The 19,824-nt window shown below is 33.5% G+C and carries 22 protein-coding genes; 4 read left to right on the top strand and 18 right to left on the bottom strand.

What is annotated here, in order from left to right; all coding sequences use genetic code 11:
* The first annotated feature begins 72 nt into the window (after positions 1 to 72).
* A complete protein-coding gene (locus ACFSR1_RS06400) occupies positions 73 to 678 on the top strand; it encodes a YceI family protein (RefSeq protein ID WP_378290766.1) in 606 nt (201 codons plus the stop codon).
* Positions 679 to 699: 21 nt separating this feature from the next.
* Here the strand turns inward: ACFSR1_RS06400 and ACFSR1_RS06395 are convergent, their stop codons facing one another.
* The gene (locus ACFSR1_RS06395; RefSeq protein WP_378290764.1) at positions 700 to 843 is read right to left on the bottom strand and encodes a hypothetical protein; all 144 of its coding nucleotides are present in this window, start codon (positions 841 to 843) and stop codon (positions 700 to 702) included.
* Positions 844 to 1,071: 228 nt separating this feature from the next.
* Here ACFSR1_RS06395 and ACFSR1_RS06390 point away from each other — a divergent pair, with 228 nt between their 5' ends.
* From ACFSR1_RS06390 to ACFSR1_RS06380, 3 genes are all read left to right on the top strand, one after another.
* Entirely contained in the window at positions 1,072 to 2,187 is a 1,116-nt protein-coding gene (locus ACFSR1_RS06390; protein ID WP_378290762.1) for a serine hydrolase domain-containing protein, read from the top strand.
* Between the two features lie 125 nt (positions 2,188 to 2,312).
* A complete protein-coding gene (locus ACFSR1_RS06385) occupies positions 2,313 to 3,365 on the top strand; it encodes a sensor histidine kinase (protein WP_378290760.1) in 1,053 nt (350 codons plus the stop codon).
* Positions 3,366 to 3,368: 3 nt separating this feature from the next.
* A complete protein-coding gene (locus ACFSR1_RS06380; RefSeq protein ID WP_378290758.1) occupies positions 3,369 to 4,070 on the top strand; it encodes a LytR/AlgR family response regulator transcription factor in 702 nt (233 codons plus the stop codon).
* A gap of 16 nt (positions 4,071 to 4,086) precedes the next feature.
* Here ACFSR1_RS06380 and ACFSR1_RS06375 read toward each other — a convergent pair whose 3' ends face one another.
* From ACFSR1_RS06375 to ACFSR1_RS06295, 17 genes are all read right to left on the bottom strand, one after another.
* Entirely contained in the window at positions 4,087 to 4,635 is a 549-nt protein-coding gene (locus tag ACFSR1_RS06375; protein ID WP_378290756.1) for a 4'-phosphopantetheinyl transferase superfamily protein, read from the bottom strand.
* Complete coding sequence (locus tag ACFSR1_RS06370) at positions 4,632 to 4,886, bottom strand: acyl carrier protein (protein WP_378290754.1); 255 nt, start codon at positions 4,884 to 4,886, stop codon at positions 4,632 to 4,634. The genes ACFSR1_RS06375 and ACFSR1_RS06370 overlap by 4 nt, the downstream gene beginning before the upstream one ends.
* A 10-nt stretch (positions 4,887 to 4,896) precedes the next feature.
* Positions 4,897 to 6,174, bottom strand: coding sequence for a beta-ketoacyl-[acyl-carrier-protein] synthase family protein (locus tag ACFSR1_RS06365; protein ID WP_378290752.1), 1,278 nt, complete (start codon positions 6,172 to 6,174; stop codon positions 4,897 to 4,899).
* The gene (locus ACFSR1_RS06360) at positions 6,167 to 7,066 is read right to left on the bottom strand and encodes an alpha/beta hydrolase fold domain-containing protein (RefSeq protein WP_378290750.1); all 900 of its coding nucleotides are present in this window, start codon (positions 7,064 to 7,066) and stop codon (positions 6,167 to 6,169) included. Before ACFSR1_RS06360 ends, ACFSR1_RS06365 begins: the two co-directional genes overlap by 8 nt.
* A complete protein-coding gene (locus ACFSR1_RS06355; protein WP_378290748.1) occupies positions 7,067 to 7,510 on the bottom strand; it encodes a 3-hydroxyacyl-ACP dehydratase FabZ family protein in 444 nt (147 codons plus the stop codon). It lies immediately after the preceding gene.
* Positions 7,511 to 7,520: 10 nt separating this feature from the next.
* Entirely contained in the window at positions 7,521 to 7,994 is a 474-nt protein-coding gene (locus ACFSR1_RS06350) for a hypothetical protein (RefSeq protein ID WP_378290746.1), read from the bottom strand.
* Positions 7,995 to 7,997: 3 nt separating this feature from the next.
* The gene (locus ACFSR1_RS06345; RefSeq protein WP_378290745.1) at positions 7,998 to 9,107 is read right to left on the bottom strand and encodes an aspartyl protease family protein; all 1,110 of its coding nucleotides are present in this window, start codon (positions 9,105 to 9,107) and stop codon (positions 7,998 to 8,000) included.
* Between the two features lie 24 nt (positions 9,108 to 9,131).
* The gene (locus tag ACFSR1_RS06340) at positions 9,132 to 10,184 is read right to left on the bottom strand and encodes a type III polyketide synthase (protein WP_378290743.1); all 1,053 of its coding nucleotides are present in this window, start codon (positions 10,182 to 10,184) and stop codon (positions 9,132 to 9,134) included.
* 19 nt (positions 10,185 to 10,203) lie between these two features.
* Positions 10,204 to 10,914, bottom strand: a complete 711-nt coding sequence (locus tag ACFSR1_RS06335; RefSeq protein ID WP_378290741.1) for a methyltransferase domain-containing protein — start codon at positions 10,912 to 10,914, stop codon at positions 10,204 to 10,206.
* Entirely contained in the window at positions 10,908 to 12,035 is a 1,128-nt protein-coding gene (locus ACFSR1_RS06330) for an NAD(P)/FAD-dependent oxidoreductase (protein ID WP_378290739.1), read from the bottom strand. Before ACFSR1_RS06330 ends, ACFSR1_RS06335 begins: the two co-directional genes overlap by 7 nt.
* 79 nt (positions 12,036 to 12,114) lie before the next feature.
* Positions 12,115 to 12,807: an OmpA family protein gene (locus ACFSR1_RS06325; protein ID WP_378290737.1), complete on the bottom strand. Its 693-nt coding sequence runs from the start codon at positions 12,805 to 12,807 to the stop codon at positions 12,115 to 12,117.
* Between the two features lie 39 nt (positions 12,808 to 12,846).
* Positions 12,847 to 13,329 carry a hypothetical protein gene (locus tag ACFSR1_RS06320; RefSeq protein ID WP_378290735.1) on the bottom strand — a complete coding sequence of 161 codons (483 nt, stop codon included), beginning with the start codon at positions 13,327 to 13,329 and terminating at the stop codon, positions 12,847 to 12,849.
* Positions 13,330 to 13,513: 184 nt separating this feature from the next.
* The gene (locus ACFSR1_RS06315) at positions 13,514 to 14,206 is read right to left on the bottom strand and encodes an OmpA family protein (protein ID WP_378291366.1); all 693 of its coding nucleotides are present in this window, start codon (positions 14,204 to 14,206) and stop codon (positions 13,514 to 13,516) included.
* Positions 14,207 to 14,225: 19 nt separating this feature from the next.
* The gene (locus ACFSR1_RS06310; protein ID WP_378290733.1) at positions 14,226 to 14,705 is read right to left on the bottom strand and encodes a lipocalin family protein; all 480 of its coding nucleotides are present in this window, start codon (positions 14,703 to 14,705) and stop codon (positions 14,226 to 14,228) included.
* Between the two features lie 346 nt (positions 14,706 to 15,051).
* Positions 15,052 to 16,371 (bottom strand): MFS transporter, encoded by a 1,320-nt coding sequence (locus ACFSR1_RS06305; RefSeq protein WP_378290731.1) that lies wholly within the window; start codon positions 16,369 to 16,371, stop codon positions 15,052 to 15,054.
* 86 nt (positions 16,372 to 16,457) lie between these two features.
* Positions 16,458 to 17,279, bottom strand: a complete 822-nt coding sequence (locus ACFSR1_RS06300) for a M48 family metallopeptidase (RefSeq protein ID WP_378290730.1) — start codon at positions 17,277 to 17,279, stop codon at positions 16,458 to 16,460.
* Between the two features lie 125 nt (positions 17,280 to 17,404).
* Positions 17,405 to 19,810, bottom strand: coding sequence for a glycoside hydrolase family 31 protein (locus ACFSR1_RS06295; protein ID WP_378290728.1), 2,406 nt, complete (start codon positions 19,808 to 19,810; stop codon positions 17,405 to 17,407).
* Positions 19,811 to 19,824 lie beyond the last annotated feature (14 nt).

The following is a 19,824-nucleotide window of genomic DNA, read 5'->3' as shown; positions in this document are numbered from 1 at the left end:
TACCAGTCTTGATTTTTATATACTCTTGGAACAATTATTGATCCTTTGTATCTTTAAAAAATGAACTTTATTATGAAAGCCTGCATTAATTTAATTCTCTTTTTAGTACTACTGATCCCTTTTGGGTATGGTCAATTTACACCTCCGGCCGACAAAATGATCAGTGGATCTGACGGATATATAGGTCACGAAGATACTTTGATCAACGATTTTATTAAGTTAGAGTTTGATAAGAAAAATGCTAAAATAACTTTTGACTTCGTTTCTGAGGAAACTACTGGTACAATCGGAGGTTTAGATTTTAAAATATCCTTTAATCCAGAAGATCCGGATAATGCTTATTTTAAAGGTACAGCTCTTGTGAATACGTTAGACACAGATAATTTCTTGAGAGATGGCCATCTGATGTGGGAAAAGTTTTTTTATAAAAAGAAATATCCAAAAATAGCTTTCGAAAGTAAAGAAGTAGTTCATTTTGGTGATAATAATTATAAAGTTATCGGAGATTTAACAATCAAAGGTATTACCAAAGAAATTATCATCAATTTTAATTTAGATATTACCAAAAACCTTCTGGGTAAAACGACTATTTATACCAGTGATTTTGGAGTAAACATTGTGGATGAGCGAGAAAAAAACAAACTAAATATAGTGTTTGATTTTCCAATTCTGAAGTAAAGATTTTTAATCTAATAAAACTCATAACTTCATACTATATGCTTTTGCCAGTCTTTCAGAACTATGCTTAAGTCCTAGATTTACCAGGTTAATTTCTTTTAAACGTGTGATTTCGATTTTGTCTTCTCGAACTTCTTCCCCTTTTGTTATTAATTGAGTAATCATTTTCAGTTATTTTTATGTATTCATTTTCCCTTCTATAAAAGTACAAAAGATTCGTAGATAATGATAAGGGTGTAAATACGGTATTTCGATGGGGCTTTACCCCTATTATGATTATCAACGTATAAGGAGTTCACGTTTTGCGGTTATCAAAAAAATAATTACGATGGTCAAAATAAGAAACTACAAGTTTTGATATTATCTATTTTCGGAGAAACAAAATACATTATTATGGCTTATATAAAATTTAAACTCGTACTCTTTGGAATCTTCATTTTGACTCAATATTATTCGGATATCATACACGCTCAAAAAAGCATTATTAACGAAATAAAAAATAAAGAGATCACTAAACTTTTAAAGGATAAACTAATTGTTTTCCCTAATCAAACTGAAGTTTCCATTGCCTTGATTAATCAAGAGAAAAGTGAATTCTTTGGTTTTGTTAAAAAAGATGACTCCTTACAAACTAAAAAGAACCAAAATGCTGTTTTCGAGATCGGTTCTATAACCAAAGTATTTACATCGACGCTATTATCAAAATTAGTTGTAGAAGAAGCGTTGTCTTTAGATGAATCTGTTGTTAATCTGCTTCCTTTCAAACTAGATAACCCGAGAGAAGATCAAAAAAATATTACCCTAAAAATGCTCGCCAATCATACATCAGGCTTGCCAAGAATTCCTCAGAATTTAATTCCATTGATTACTATGGATCAAAATGACCCATACCGCAACTATGATTCGGATAAACTGTATGAATACTTAAAAACAGATTTTAAAACTGAATCAAAACCAGGAGAACAAAGTGCATATTCTAATCTTGGAGCAGGACTTTTGGGGCATCTATTAACACTGAAAACCAATCAAAGTTTTGAAACCCTATTACAAAAAAATATATTCAAGCCCTTGAATATGAACAGTTCTACAACAGATATTAATCAAATACCGTCAACTAGTCTTGTAAAGGGTCGTGATCCTGAAGGAAAGGAAACATCTAATTGGAACTTTGATGTGCTAGCAGGTGCAGGAGCTATAAAATCAAACATTGTCGATTTAGAAAAATTTGTTAGAAAACAAATGAGTAATACCCCTATTTATGATTTAACTCAAAAACAAACGCATATGATTAATAAGCAAGTTTCTATGGGATTGGGTTGGCATATCATAAACAAAAAGGATCAAACCATTTTATTTCATAACGGTGGCACCGGAGGTTACACTTCTTGTATTCTTATTGATAAGAAAGCGCAAAAAGCAGTGATTATGCTTACCAATATTTCTTCTTTTCATCCAAAAAAGCAATCCATTGATGGTTTATGTTTTAAGATGCTTTCTCTATTAAAATAAGATTAGATAAACATATGTTTATTATACTGTATATTGCAAATTTTATAGCATAACTGTAAACAATTCGGGAAAGATCTATTGTAAAAACTGATAAATTTATTCCTATAATTTCAATTTGAAAAATAATGCAAAAGAAAATGTTTCAGCGGTGGATTTTTGTCTTCCACTTCATTTTTTGGAGTGCTCATTGGGGTGTTGCTTTTTTAGGTTTTAATAATCTTAGTTGGAATGGTTTTTCTACCGAAAACAACCTATTATATGTTGCTTTTGCTTATGGAATTTTAAGCAATATGCTATTGTTTTACTGGCAATATTTTGTTACTGTTCCTTATTATTTTATTAAAAATCGAATCTTTAAATTTTTAGCAATAACCATACTGTTTTTCTTGTTGATTAGTGGTATTGAAGGATATTTAGATTATTACTATACCAAAAGTAATAATGTAATTGAAGAAAGTTTTACATTCTTTGAATTCTCAATGATATGGTTATTTCCAGATTTTATTTTTAATGTTTTTTACACATTTCTGGGATTTTTATTCCGATTTCCTTTGGAATATTTTAAATCCGAGAAAAAGAAACAAGAGCTTTTAAAAGAAACACATAATAGTGAGCTGAAATATCTAAAAGCTCAACTTAATCCTCACTTTCTTTTTAACGGGATCAATAGTATTTATCACCTAATCGATAAAAATTCTACTCTTGCAAAAAACACCTTACTCCAATTTTCTGACTTGCTACGGTATCAATTGTATGAAAGTAGCTCACAAAAAATAGCTTTACAAAAGGAGTTAGATTATATTTCAAAATACATTGAAATAGAAAAAATCAGAAAAGGAGATGATATCCTATTAGATTATCAAATTTCTAATATACAAGAAGATCAGACAATTGCCCCGTTATTGCTCATTCCTTTTATTGAAAATGCATTCAAACATATAAGTAATCACGATGACCCCTCAAAAAATTACATTAATATTAAACTACTTGAAAGTAACAACAAACTACAATGTGATATAGAAAACACATTTGATTCCTTCAATAGCGTCAAAAAGTCAAGTGGTATTGGGTTACAAAATGTAAAACGGAGATTAGCTCTTTTGTATGACGACCAATATGATTTACGTATCTCTACACGGGACAATCTTCATAAGGTGTTTTTAGAAATAAATTTATAGATAATGGTACTTAAATGTCTTATTGTTGATGATGAACCCTTGGCCAGGGAAGCTCTTAGCGGGTATTGTAATAATCTGGAATTTTTAGAAGTAATAGGAATTTGTAAAAATGCACGACAAGCTCAGGTATTATTACAAGAAAACCACGTGGATATTTTGTTTCTGGATATTCAAATGCCTATAATTACTGGAATTGAATGGCTAAAAACACAGAAAATGGTTCCTCCAACCATTATGACCACCGCATACTCAGAACACGCTTTAGAAAGTTATAATTTTAATGTAATCGATTATCTGGTTAAACCCATTTCATTTGAACGCTTTAAACAAGCAGTAGATAAAACACGTAATCTCATTAACGACAAAGAATTAACTGCCTATTTATTTGTAAAACAAGATAAAGAAATAAAGAAAATAGAATTAAATAAAATCTTATTTGTAGAGGCACAACAAAATTATGTTAAGATTATAACGACAGAAGAGACTATTCTTACCCATAAAACGCTTAAAAGTATGCAAAGTTCCTTATCGGAAGAAGATTTCATTAAAACCCATAAATCGTTTTTGGTAGCATTACATAAAATTGATAAAATTTCTGGAAACGAAATTTTCATAAAAGACTACAGATTGCCGTTAAGTACACGTCTTAAAAAACAAGTGATTACTAGGATAAAATCAAACAATCGAATTGTTAGTAAAAGTTAACAATCATCGTAAGCTTTTATAAATCAATAGCAAAAGCCGAAAATGAACCGTGACTTGATAATGAAAGTGGTATATGAGAAGATTGATTACATATTTTTACATCGGGAATACCTCTATTATCCTTTTGAAGTGTGACATCACATAAGTTGACCCCTTTTATATCTGCAATATAATTCTGAAGTATCCTTTTGTACTGATCTTGTGCACCAGTAAATACCTTAGATACAAAATTTGTATTCTCGGCGTCACTATATGCAATAGTGTATATATAGTCTTCAGTGTATTTTGAAATGGTTTGGTATGATTTGTTTTGGGTAACAACTTTGTTATCTGTGCAAATGAAATCCCAGGGATTGTATTTTGGAGACAACGAGAAACATCGTTGATGTGCTTTGTATGCAGCTTCTTTCATGCTCCATAATTTCCATATCATATGATTGGGGTCATTTGCATCCCAAATCGTTTTTTGTTCTGATCCGGTAAAGATTTTGTGCAACCAACCCTTTCTTTGCCAATTACTCTGTACTGCGGCAAGTTTAAGATCTATAATGTCATTACCAATCATTTAGTCGCTAATTTATCCTGAATTACTTCTATAGATGCCTTCACAGTAAGCATTTTATCCATACCGTCATTATCGATCTCGATATCAAATTCATCTTCTACATCCAGAATAACATCGACTAAATTAGCAGAGTTTATTTCCAAATCTTCGATAAAATTTGTGTCTTCAGAGAGATGTTGTAATCCCTCTTGATTTTGAACATAAGGTTCTATTATAGTCTTTAATTTAGATAGCAATTCTTCTTTTGTCATGAACTTTTGATTATGAATATTTTTTAAAGATAATACAAGCATTTACATCTCCAAACCCAAAACTAGCTTTTGCCGCAATGGTAAGAGGTTTGGTTATAGTTTTGACAGGAATTCGTTCCCTATCTACTATGGCCGAAATTTCGGGATGTAAATCTTCACAGTTTATATTTCCAAAAACGAAATCTTCTTTTAACTGAAGCACCGTAGCAACGCTTTCTATACTACCGGACGCTGCCAGACAATGACCTACCAGGCTTTTTAATGAATTTATGTACGGAAAATCTTTTTCTTTTCTACCCAATGCAGTACACCAATTCTCAATTTCTAAAACATCTTTGGTAGTAGCAGTAAGGTGTCCATTGATCAGATCAATATCTTTTGCTTCGATTTCGGCGTTAATGATTGCCTGTTTAATACATTTTTGAACCGCAATACTATTGGGAGCAGTCATGCTTCCGCCATTACGCTGTCCGCCGCTATTTACGTGCCCTCCTAATATTTCTGCGTGAATAGAAGCTCCTCGCTTTTGGGCACTTTCCAAACTTTCTACAACCATTGCCCCTGCTCCACTTCCAGGCACAAAACCACTGGCTGTAGCGCTCATAGGTCTGGAAGCTGCTGTGGGATTATCATTGTATTTATGAGGAAGAATCCTCATTGCATCAAAACCACCCCAAACATACGGACCACTATCACTTGTACTGCCGGCTAGTATTATTTCTGCTTTATTCGCTACAATACGATCATACGCCATCAAAATGGCTTCAGTTCCTGTACTACAAGCGGATGAATTTGTGGTTGTAATATTTCCACAGCCGATCATTCCGCCTAAATAAGCACTAATACCACTTGCCATGGTTTGTATCACCGATGTACTGCCTAACCTCCTTACGTTACCATCATCAACTTTATAAATGGCTTCTCTAAATTTATCTACACCTAATACACCCGTACCAAAAATAATTCCGGCATCCCAAAAAGGGTTCTCCGTTTTATCTGCAATTGGTAATCCAGCATCTTTCCATGCATCTAATCCGGCGATCACACCATATTCCAAGCCTGAGGCATTTAATCCTTTTAATTGAACGTTATTAAAGTAATTGTTTAGGTAAGTATTGTTATAATTTGGTTTTCCAGCTATTTGGCAAGAAAATTTAAGTTGTTTTAATTCATCTATATATTGGATTCCCGATGACCCGGTTTTAATGGCATTACTAAAATCTAAAACGGTCGTTCCATTTGGAGCTACTACGCCCATACCAGTAATAACCACTCTCCTATTATTCATAAGAAACCGCTTTATTAATGATGGAAATGATCTTTTTCATTGCAATAGCACCTTCTTTAAAGAACGGTAAAAATGGCCAGATATGTGGCATGCCCTCTCCTATAATTACTTCTATTTCTCCTCCTTCTTTTTTTACCTTTTCTATAAATATTTCCTGATCAGGCATTAAAATATCATTAGTTGCCATAAAAATATGAATTGGTGGAAAATCCTTAAAAGAACCATATAAAGGCGAAATGATTGGGTCTTTTAGCGAAAAATCTCCAGCACACATCTTTTTGGCAGAATGCACCCCTTTGTAACTTAAAATAGGATCGACAGGATCAATTTCTCCAATCCTTGGGTTTGTGAGACTTGCATCTACCATCGGGGTAACCAAAACAAGACGATTAGGAAGCTCCTTATCATCCTGGATTAAACCTTGTGTTAAGGAAGTAAGTAAATTGCCTCCAACAGAATCACCGATAAAAATAATTTTCGAAGCTTCGTATTCTTCCAAGGCCTTATGATATGCTTCACAAATATTCTGTGTAATTTTTTCGATATTATTTTCGGGAGCTTTTGGATAATCAATCATCCAGGCTCTTGTATTTGTATGTTTTACAATACGTGCTATGGATTTCCAATTGTTTTTAGTTGGACCATAAATAAAGGCTCCACCGTGACAATAAAAGAGTAAATATTCATTAGAAGGTTTGATTGGAGTTATTTCTGTTACCTTATTGTCCAAAATGGCTCTTGTATGAAAAGAATTCCCTAATAAGATTTTACTATTTGGAAGCTTAACATCTTCCTTGCGCTTTTTTACGTAATCAATAGGATCTATTGACCACGATTTCTTTTCTCCTTTTATCTTTAAAGCTAACTTTACTAAAGAATACCCTAAGCTCATTTAATCTAAATTTGTTATCATTCCTGCAATCATTCCTTTGGCTACTAATTCTTCGGATTCATTGTACATAGACACTTTACACTTAAGTTTATTAAATCTAAAATATTCTTTTTCAGACACTACGATTACTTTTTCTCCCGGTAGTACGGATTTATAAAAATCCATTTCTGTACTACTCATGGCAACCCCAAGAATATTATCATCTAACAGTTGATCCTTAAAAAGGAAAACTCCTAAACATACTAAACCAATCTGAGCCATAACCTCTGTTAAAATAACACCAGGAGTAATAGGATACTCTTTAAAATGGCCTTTATAAAAATACTCATCAGTTTTTAGTGTATAACAGCCTGTGATACCATCTGCACCAACGTCTATAATCTCATCTACAAATAGAAAAGGCTCTTGATATGGTAATCTTTCGATGATTTGTTCTTTTGTCAAAATCTATTTTTTAAAAGGCACATCCGTTTGGCAAAGGCTCTGTCGTTTCTAATTCACTTGCAAAAGTAATTTCTAGTGTTTCCTGACTAAATCCAGTAGATACACTTCCTTTAAATACTACGTTTCCGTATCCTTTATTGTTCATATGGGCTCTTATGTATACTATCTGATCTTTAGCAATGTTTACGGGTCCTCCTGATCTGGTAAAAGGTTGTTCGTTTACGTGACTGTGTGCCAAAATTCTTCGATATAGCAACGTCCCTTCTTCAGAAATGACCTCCCACCAATCTGCATATTGATTACAACCCTGATCAGGACTTTTTATTTCAACACTAAAAGTGTAATTATTCTCATCTCCCGTTACCGAAACATTGCCAACCTCTGCTTTTGTAGTAGCATCGGTTTCTGTAACAGAATTATCATTGTTAGCACAAGCTGTTACTTGTATTAATACACAGAACAGATATATAGGTAGATGTCTCATTGTTTAAAGTACAGTTTTCTTTTGTAGCACTATATTCGTATTGTTATGTAAGGTAATTGTGACTTCGGCTTCTTTTCCTGAAGTCTCTTCTTGAAATTGTTGTAGACTACAAAAATCTTCAAATGTTTGTCCGTTAATCATTTTCACATCATCTCCTTGCCGCAACCCTTTTTTCCACGCTTCGCTATCTACTACCACTTTTATTACTTTCATTCTGTTATTCTCAAATACAAAAGCACAGCCGTAATCCTTACGATATTCGTCTATATTTTTTTGTTTTACATAAAGTTTCTTGCTTTCAAGACTTAAAAATAAGGTATTATTCTTCCATAATCCATTACCGATCTTATTACTTTTTTTACTTAAATCAAATATTCCATTAATGGTTACATCATTCGATGTAATAGGAGAAAATCTCATTATAGTGGATTTCGACTTCGTTAAATCACCTTTAAAATCAAAAAATCCGCTATATGCTTCTCTACTCGTATGGTCTAAACTTTGTATTCGATCATAGTCCTTTGTATAAATATCTGAATAAGTAGCTCCGGTATCCAACAAAAAACGGATTTGTTCACTGCCAAATTTAAGAAAAACACCGGGCCTTCTATTAGTATAATCAAAGTCAATCGGATACATTTCTTTAGCTTCATCTGGAAGGAAATCTTTTGGATACATCACCAAATATTGTTGATCAAAATTAATTGCCCAGTTAAACTGCGCTATAATATCTACTCCTAAAACTCCATCGATATCATAACAAGAAAAGATATCACTGTCTCCTGTCATCAAGATCCTATGCTTTGTAATTTTTGCCGAAGCCAGGTTTACCGAATCACTTTTATAATATCGTAATCTACTTTTTTTTCTACTTGAGGAAGTTATCTTTAAGGTTTTTGATGTTTTAGCAAGCTCATTTCTAACCCACGAAAACCCAACAGAATTAGTAGCCCCAGTATCAAAGATGAAGTTTTTTTCTACTCCATTAAACTTGATTGGGATCATAATTAAGCCTAAATCATTTCTAAACGGAATGGTATCATTAAATTGCTTCTGAGCAACTATTATTCCGCAGTAAAGCAGAAATAAGACCAAAACAATCCTTGATTTCATATTTTTAAATTATTTTCATTAAAACTACCACTGTAACAGTATTCTTTGAGCAGAAAATCCTGGACCAAAACTAAGCATGAGCCCTTTGTCGCCTTTATTTGGTTTCTTTTTCATGAAACGCTCTAACACATACAAAACGGTGGCACTACTCATATTACCATACTCACGTAATACCGCTTTTGTATCATCAATATTCTTGCCGAGATCTCCAAAAAGTCCTTCAACCGTCTGAACAATCTTCTTTCCACCTGGATGAAATATAAGATGATCTATTTCTTCTATCGATGTACCGTGTTTTTTAAGGAAAGGATGAATAATATCTGGAAAATGTTTAGCAATTTTCTCTGGTACTTCTTTATCCAGAACCATTTGTAAACCCGTATTGGTTAATTTAAAACCCATCATAGTAGTGGCATCATAAAAATGATACATTTCATCTGCGATTATGATTGGACCAACAGCTTCTTCTTCTGAAGAAAGCAACGTACACGCTGCTCCATCTCCAAAAATTGCTGCACTAACGATATTGACCATACTAAAATCATTATGCTGAAATGTAGTTGTTGGGGATTCTATAGCAATTACAGCAGCTCGTTTACCCGGATTAGCTTGTAGAAAGTTTTTAGCATAAATCATCCCTGATACTCCTGCAGCACATCCCATTTCGGTAACAGGTAATCTTACAATATCTTGTCTAAGCTCTAATGAATTAATAATATAAGCATCCAATGATGGAATCATAATACCAGTGCAACTTACGGTAATGATATAATCTAAGGATTTTGAATCCCAACCTGCTTGATCCAATGCTTTCTTTACTACGGAGTTTCCTAATTTTTTAACTTCGCGAATATGTATATTATTTTTCTCTTCAAAAGAAGTTGCTGTAAATACTTCTTCAATACTCATAATCCCATATCGCTTATCCACCGCTGCATTTTCGAAAATCTTAAGTACTTTTCTCCTAAAACGATCCTCCTGACCCGAAAGCCATTGAGAAACAAAAGGAATAATCTCTTTAGTTTCTCTTACATATTCTGGTAACTGTTTAGCAACTGTTATAATTTTTACACTCAATGTATTTCCCCTTTATTTATTAACTATTAATGATCCAACAATATCTGAAAGCCCATTTCCATTGTAGTTGATAGTTTTCCAATTGTATGTTTTTTGCAAACTGCAATAATTCTTTTCTTTTAAACCCTCTTTTTATAGATACCAAACCATCGTTTTTTGCTATGTATCCCTTTATAAAAAAGAAGCTGAATAGTTTAAACAAGTAGTATGACCATTTATTTCGATGTATATCATTAATAATAACCGAAGATTCGGCCAGTTCTACACTTTTCGTCAGTACTTTTTTAATCTCTTGATCCGAGAAATGATGTAAAGTTAACGTGCAGACTATGATATCACTATAAAAATCGTCTTTTGTTAAAGTTAAAATATCTTTGTCATAAAATTCAATTTCTGGATAACTACTACTTAGTTTTTTAGCTTGCTCTATACATTTTGGATTGATGTCAATACCTATTAATTTGGTATTTACTTTCTTTCTTCTAAAAACATCTGCTAACTGTCGGAGCATTTCACCATCCCCACATCCCAGATCCACAATAACCCATTCTTTGGTAACTTCTTTTTTATTTATTTCATTAAGTACTGCTTCTATGGTAATATTGTTTCCCCCTAACCATTTATTGACCCTAGCTATATCAGAAAGTGCTACATTCAGATCCGCACTATCCAATTCAGGATTATCCATAAGCTCAGCCTCATTACTTCTATATGAAAGATCTACTAGCATACCATTGGTTTTCCGTGTGTTTGTTTTATAATTTGCGGAACAATAGAGGGTATCACCTGTGCCACTCTCTGCGCTATTTGTTGAAATCCTTGATGTAACAACACTTTTTGTAGCATTCTACCGGCATATAATCTTCTTGAAAAAGTCTCATTCCACTGTTTGATATATAATTTTTCAATCTCGCTAGTAGAATATATATTTGATGTATAATTTTTTACCAATAATTCGCATAAGATTTGTGAACTTTGTATCGCCATAGCCATTCCATTTCCACAAAGCGGATGAATCAATCCTGCAGCATCTCCTAACATAAAAATATGGTTTTCAACAGGTTTTTTCTTATCGAAATTAATCTGACCTATAGTGATAGGTTTTTCAAACACTAGCTCAGAGTTTTCAAAAAAATCTTTTAGATGTGGGTTATTATAAAGTACATTTTTTTCAAACTCTTTAATATTCTTATATTTCTTGAAGCTTTTATAGTTAACCAGGTAACAGGCATTTACAGTGTTATTCTCAACCAAAGACAATCCACAATACCCGCCATCAAAATTATGTAACGCCACTGTTTTAGAATCAAAATGGGCTTTATAATGAGCTTTTACTGCTAACCAAGGAGATTTTTTTTGACTAAAATCACGTTTCAAGTTTTTATCTAGGCCTGAACGTTTGCCATAAGCTCCAATTACATAATCACTGGTTAATACATCATTATTAGCAGTTGTTACCTCAAATGTCTTGTGATTATATTTTATATCCAAAACTTCATCATTAATCATTTGTACACCTAGACTTTTCGCTAAGTTCCATAAATTATAATCTAATGTATATCTGCTTATTCCAAAACCACCTAAGGGTAATTTACTTTTGATCATGTTGCCCTTTATAGTACTGATATTTAATTCTGAGATACTTGTGGGTTTTAGATGGGTCAAATTTATATCTAAAAAATCCAGATATGGTAGTACTTCATTAGAAATGTACTCACCACAAACTTTATGTTTTGGATACACATCTTTTTCTATAATAACAACAGGTATTTGAGACTTAGCCAAATGAATAGCACTCGTTAAACCGGCCAAACCACCTCCGATGATTATTATGTGTGTGTGACTATTCATCCATTGAAGATACATAAATTTTGAGCATAAAAAAATCCCGAGTATTACGTCGGGATTTATCATTCTCAATTACAAGACCTTACTCTTTTATTTGTGCCACTGCTTGTCTCCTTAACTCTTCATTTGGCGAAATAGTTACTTCTACTCGTCGGTTTTTTGATTTCCCTTCCAGAGTATCATTACTATATTTTGGTTGAGATTCTCCATAATATTTTACTGTAAACCTTTCTTCTTCTACTCCCAAAAGAACAAGGTAATCCCTTACAGATTGAGCTCGATACTTTGACAAAATAAAATTAGACTCTTCTTTACCAACATTATCTGTATGTCCTTCTATTACAATATTAGAATTAGGATATTCTTGTAGAATTACTGCTAATTTTTTAATGGTTTCTTTAGACGACTCGTTTAAGTCGTGTTTATTACTTTTAAAATATACTCCGCTCTCTTCATCAAATACGATATTAATATCTTCTTCTACCCTTTCTACAGCAACGCTTGGCATTTCTTCCTCTATTTTTTTAGCTTGTTGATCCATCCGATCTCCAATAATACTTCCTACTGTAGCGCCAACGATTCCCCCAATAACAGCACCTATTTCTGCCTCTTCGCTTAGGCTTTCTCCAACTACTCCTCCAATGATAGCCCCGCCTGCAGCACCGATAAAGCCTCCTAATTCTGCATTTTTCATAGACTTACAGCTAATTAATGTTGTTAATAGCATTATTAAATACAACGGTTTCTTTAAGTTTTTGATATTGTGTGGTTTCATCTGTAAAATATATGTTTAGGTTTCTAATTTTTTTGAAGTCTATTGTTTATCAAAGTGTAGCTTAATTGTAAACTTTTCACCATCAACAATCATATCATAACTCCAGATCATATTATCTTCTCCCAGTTCATATAATTGCATCCGATATCCTTTGTTATTTTTTTCACTTTTCATTTTAGCATTGACAGGTTTTAACAAGATACTATGGTTAAACCCGTACATTTCTTTAGGAACAGACCAAATAAAATTTTGGATACCTTTTGTAGAACAGTAAGAACCTGATAGTGCATAGCTACCGGTGTTATTGTTGGAGATAAATTCCCAATTTGTATTTTCTATGCATTTTAATGGGATGTTGTCTAAAATAGTAATCGTATAAGTCCCTTTACCGGCGGTGTCAAAATTAACCTCTTTTAGTATCCAAACTCCATTGATTGAACTCTCTGCAACTCTGGTTAATTTATCTGAAGCACCACAACCCAATAAAAGTGCACATATCATTACTAAAAAAACTATTCTCAAGACTTTGGTTTTAAAGAGGTTATTTTGATTTAACACTACAAATATCTTGATATCATGCCTTGTAAACCATATCATAAATAGTGAAAATCATATCACTGTATTCAGGGTATAGAAATATTTGGGCACAAAAAATCCCCAGCGAAACTTAGTTCCGTTGGGGATTTTTTTTAACCTGAGATATTACTTAGTCTACTTTCTGCTTTGCATCTTCTATCATCTTGTCATTTGCAACTACTCCAAATTCCACTCTTCGGTTTTTGGCTCTACCTTCTGCTGTTGCATTATCATATTTCGGCAATGTTTCTCCGTGATAATAAGTAGTTAGACGATTTTTGTCGATTCCTTGAGAAATCAAAAAGCTTGTTACCGAATTAGCACGCTTCTTAGACAATTCCATATTGTATGCATCATCACCAGAACTATCTGTATGTCCTTCTACGATGATATTGGTATCCGGATATTCTTTAAAAACATTTACCAATTTATTTAAGTTCTCTCTTGATTTAGTATTTATATTGTATTTGTTTGTCTCAAAATAAACACCACTGTTTTCGTCAAATACAATATCGATTCCTTCTCCAATTCGTGTAACTTCTGCTCCGGGAATCTCCTCTTCGATTTTTTGAGCCTGTTTATCCATTTGTTTTCCGATAACTCCACCAGCTACGCCACCAACTACGCCACCGATAACAGCACCCAATACAGAGTTTTCCTTATTTCCTACATTATTTCCAATGACACCACCAAGAACTGCTCCCGCGGTTGTTCCGATTACAGCACCTTTCTGTGTGTTATTTGCATTTTGCACTGCATCACAACTATTTAGTATTGTTAGCGCTATACATGCTATTGCTATTTTATTTAAAATTGATTTGATCATTGTGTAAAGATTTGAGTTATTGTAGTTTATTAAAATTCATAGTAATAACAAAGGGTTTTCCTTCCAGACTTACAGTCTGCGTCCAAGTCATTGTAGTATCATCTAAATGTTTTAGGGTCATTCGATATCCTTTATTATCATTGGTGCTTCTTTTCTTTTCATCAATTGGTTTAAAAAGAAAACTATAATCTCCATTTTCTGAAGGCTCCGGAATCGTAAATCTAAAGTTACGAGCTCCTGTAGAAGTACACTGACTTTCGTTTACAGTATACATACCAGTATTATTGTTAGGAATAAATTTCCAGACACCGCCGGTAAGACATTCCGCCGATGCATCATTATACAAAGTAACTTCAAAAATTCCAGAACGATCATAGGATATCTTATCCAGTGACCACTCTCCTTTTAGTGTTTTTTTTGCAGCAATAATGGTTTTCTGACTTGCAGAACAAGAAGCGAGCAGAACAACTGCAAGTAATAAGATCAGTTTTTTCATGAGTTTTTAGTTTATTATTTATGTGTAAAATTTGGTTGCATAATTTATACTCAAATATCGCAATACCTGAATATTTTATTGGAAAATAAGTTTAAAACTATTTCATTAATTAGATAAAGTGTAAAGATTATAGATAAAAATCAATCTTAAATTATTTTACTTTACAGATTGTAAAATAATAACGGATAATTCAAATCTATATTTCTTTTAGAGGTTAATTTTATCTGATATTTATGAACAAAAATTGTATGTGAAAAACGTACTTTTTATAGTACAAATGTAATGTTAGACACTTTTTTAAGTGTCCTCAAATAAGAGAATAATTAATTCATTTGGAAATATACAATTATTGATTTCGGGGCACTCTAAATAATAATAGAACACCAATCACAAAAAATAAAATCAGAAAAAGTATGGAGTATCTGATACTTCCGGTTAATTGCGCAACCAAACCATATGAAAACATACCGATTACGATTCCTATTTTCTCAGAGACATCATAAAAACTAAAATAAGAAGCGGTATCTACAGCATTTTCCGGTAAAAATTTAGAATACGTAGATCTTGACAGAGATTGAATTCCTCCCATCACTAAACCAACAATGGCAGCAGTTACATAGAATTCTTCAGGTGTAGTAATAGTATATGCAAATGCACATATTCCTATCCAAATAAAGTTAATAAAAATCAAAACTTTTATATTTCCATATTTTGCAGAAGCTCTTGAAGTAAGAAAAGCTCCTAAAACAGCCACCAATTGAATCAACAATATGCTAATAATCAAACCTGTAGTCGCATCTTGATCTCCCCAATCCAATTCTTCTATTCCGAAGTATGTAGCAATTAACATAATAGTTTGTACCGCCATGCTATATACAAAGAATGCAGAAAGATATCTACGAAGTCTAAGATCGTGCTGCATCGCAGCCCATATGCTTTTCAGTTCTTTAAAACCATTAAAAACTACATCTTTTGTTAACTTGTCTTTTTTATTTCCTTTTGGCAAATGATAATACGTATACTGGCTAAACCCAATCCACCATACTCCAACCATCACAAAAGATAATCTCGTCGGAACTCCTTCATCCTCAAAACCAAAGGTGTCGTAAAAGAAGATCATCACCAGATTAATAATCAATAAGACAACACTACCAATATAGCCTAAAGAATAGCCTTTTGCACTGATAGCATCTTGTTGTTCCGGAAAAGCGATATCCGGTAAATATGAATTATAAAACACCAAGCTTGCCCAGAAACCAATTAATGCCAAAAAGTAACATAATAATCCAAACCAAAGATGTTCCATACTAAACCAGTATAAACCAATACAAGACAATGCTCCCAAATAGCAGAAAAATTTTAAAAAATTCTTCTTGTTTCCAATATAATCGGCGATTCCTGATAGTAGTGGACTTAGGATAGATACCATTAAGAAAGCGAGCGCAGTTACATAACTAATTAAGGAATCATTATTAAAATCAATGCCAAGAAAACGAACTGTATCATTAATGATGTTATCATCGGCATCTCTTACAATAGTAAGTGCTCCCCAAAAAATAGGAAATATTGCAGATGCAATGGTTAAACTATATACAGAATTTGCCCAATCATAAAAGGCCCAGGCATTTAATAATTTTTTATGTCCTTTAGGTAATGTTTCTCGCATGCTATAGAATTAAAAAAGCTGTTCTGGATTGTTCCAGAACAGCTTCTAAAATAGGTATAATCTTTTTAAGAATTGAAAAATTACAATTATTTAAAGGTTGTCACACCAAATTTCTTAGCTTCGGCTTTTGCGGCAGGTGACCAGGCCTTGAGATTTGCAATACGCGTGTCGTTTGATGGATGTGTACTCAAAAATTCCGGTGGTGCTTGTCCCCCACTATTTGCTTTCATTCGTTTCCAAAGCTCTGCAGCTTCATCAGGATTATATCCTGCAATAGCCATTAATTGTAATCCTATACGATCCGCTTCGGTTTCGTGACTTCTACTAAACGGTAACATCACTCCCAATTGACTCCCTAGTCCAAAGGCTGTACCAATGATCTGTTGAGTTTCTTCATCTTGTCCACTAGCAGCAACTGCAGTAGCAACTCCGGCAACTTGTTGGATCTGTGCAGCACTCATTCGTTGCTGACCGTGATTAGCGAGCGCATGTGCTACTTCGTGACCCATAATCGCCGCAACTCCTGTTTCGCTTTGCGCTATTGGCATAATACCAGTGTAGAATACTATTTTTCCTCCGGGCATACACCAGGCATTCACCGTTTTATCTTGTACCAGATTGTATTCCCATTTATAGTCTTTAAGATATCCTGCATAACCATTAGCATTTAACCATCTTTCTGATGCTTTGGATATTCTTTGACCTACTCGAGTTACCATTTCTGCTTCTGAAGTTCCTTTAACAACCTTATTCTCACCTAAAAACTGATTATACTGCTGAAAAGCCATTGGCAAAATCTGTGAATTAGGTACCAGAGCCAGCGTCTGTTTGCCGGTAAAAGGATTGGTTGCACAGGAAAGGAAAAGAAGTACAGATCCAAAAGCAACTATTAGTTTTCTTTTTTTCATAATATTTATGGATAGATGTGAATTTTGTATGTTAAAATTACAAAATTCGACACATCCTTTTCAATAAAAATCTATCTATTGTAAATTAAAATCTATAAATAACTATAATCATCGATTAACTGTTTTTATTTTGCAATAATGTGTAGTTCTGCAAAATTTTTAGGAACTACTACAGAATTCTCTTTTGAGTTAAATTTTAGATCCTTGAGCGGAACAACTACGTTATCTATTTCAATTTCTCCAACAGTAAAAGGTAATCCAATCAGTTCAATTTTCATGCTTTCGTATTCGGTGATATAAGTTCCGTTTTTATGTTGTTGGATAATAATTTCATTTTCCTTCCCTGTAAAAGCAAAACTTCTTAGACTAAACCTGCCTTTGGCGTAATCATAACCATCCTGGGCATCTTCATATACTTTGGATACTTCTTTATTACCTAATTTATAATATACTTCTAATTTAAGTTCTTCGATTTTTTTCTCTCCTACATACTGTTGAATTGGATATTTAGGAATAATCGCTCCTTCTTTTACAAACAATGGAATCGTGTCCAGGTCCGCATCTACCCATTGCTCCATTCCGCCTTTTACATATTCGCGAGTCCAGTAATTATACCAGTTTCCTCTTGGGATATATAGTCTTCTTCCCTTTGCATTTGGTTCCTGTACCGGACATACAAGAATCTGATTACCAAAAACAAATTCATCTGTTCTATAATGTGTTTGAGGATCTAATTGATCGTAAAGAACCAACGATTTTAGCATTGGAATTCCTTCTTCTGCATATTCCCAAAACATTGTATACAAATATGGTAATAACTGATATCTTAATTCTACATATTTTCTGGTAACATCTATTACTTCTTCACCAAAAGTCCAAGGCTCTTGATTACCGTGATCACCGGATGAGTGCGTACGACAAAAAGGATGAAATACACCCAACTGTATCCAACGAGCATATAATTCTCCGGTAGGATGCTCTGCAAATCCACCAATATCACTACCCGTAAACGACATACCACTCATACTCATTCGCTGTGCCTGGATATTAGCAATCCAAAGGTGTTCCCAGGTTGCCACATTATCACCGGTCCAAGAAGAAGTATAACGCTGCGCTCCAGAATATGCCGATCTAGTAATTACGAAGGGCCTTTTAGGATATCCAAATCTTTTGATCCCTTCATAGGTAGCTCTCGCCATTTGAGTACCATAAATATTATGTGCCTTTCTGTGACTACAAGGATTGCCATCATAATTATGTCGAACATCATCCGGGAATGTTTTTCCGGGAACTTCCATCACGGCAGGTTCGTTCATATCGTTCCAAACTCCTTTGACTCCTATTTCATCAATAAGTTCTTTAAATAATCCTGCCCACCACTCTCTAACTTCAGGGTTCGTAAAATCAGGAAAAAAACATTCTCCCGGCCAAACTTTTCCTCTCATATACGGTCCGTCTGCGCGCTTACAGAAATAATCATTTTCCATAGCCTCTTGATAGACCCAGTAATCATCATCAATTTTAATTCCCGGATCTATAATTACTACAGTTTTATAGCCATCTTCTGCTAATTCCTGAACCATACGTTTAGGATCTGGGAAATATTCTTTATTCCAAGTAAAACACCTAAATCCTTCCATATAGTCAATATCCAGATAGATGGCATCACACGGTATTTTTAAATCTCTAAATTTAGTAGTGACTTCTTTTACTTTACTTTCCGGATAATAACTCCATTTACACTGATGATATCCTAACGCCCATAAAGGTGGAAGCTCTGGTTTACCGGTTAGATCCGTATATCTTGTAATAACATCTTGCATGTTAGGTCCATAAAAGAAATAATAATTCATTTCCCCTCCATGGGCCCAGAAACTAGTTACGTTTCGACGTTCATTACAGAAATCAAAAAATGTTTTAAAACTATTGTCAAAGAAAATACCATAGGCCCTTTCCTCATACATTCCGATATAAAAAGGTACACTTTTATATAAAGGATCCTGATCTTTTCCGAAAGCATATTGATCAGTGGCCCAATTCTCTATTCTTTTTCCTTTTAGATTAAGGTGCATAGGTTTATCTCCTAAACCATAATAACATTCTCCTTGCGGAGCGGATTTACTCATTTTTACGATGTTACCACCGTATTCATAGCTTTGTTCCCAATGAAATCCCCAATCATCCTTGCAGATAATGTTCCCTTCCAGATCATGAATGGTGATTTTTAAATCTAATTTATGAATATGGACTACAACACGTGAAGTGATTATCTGATATTCTTTGTCCTTTTCTACTACCTCAAGCTTACTATATCCTCTTGCTCCATCTTCGCTAATGGCATAGGAAAAATCTTTTTCAAAATTATTATCCGTAGCATATCTAAAGCGAATAACACTTCCTCTAAGAATAGTTACTTGTAAAATAACCCCGTTTTCTGTTGTAAAATTGATTTTATCTACATTCTGGGAGAAGGATATTATTTTTCCGGGAAATAAGTTTCCTTTTATTTCTAACTCAGTATTAGTAATCATAGCTGGCTGGTTTC

The organism is Aquimarina rubra (assembly GCF_042684305.1).
Classification (GTDB): Bacteria; Bacteroidota; Bacteroidia; order Flavobacteriales; family Flavobacteriaceae; genus Aquimarina; species Aquimarina rubra.
Note: the sequence above shows the minus strand (reverse complement) of the source record. Positions and strands in the feature narration are given on the sequence as shown.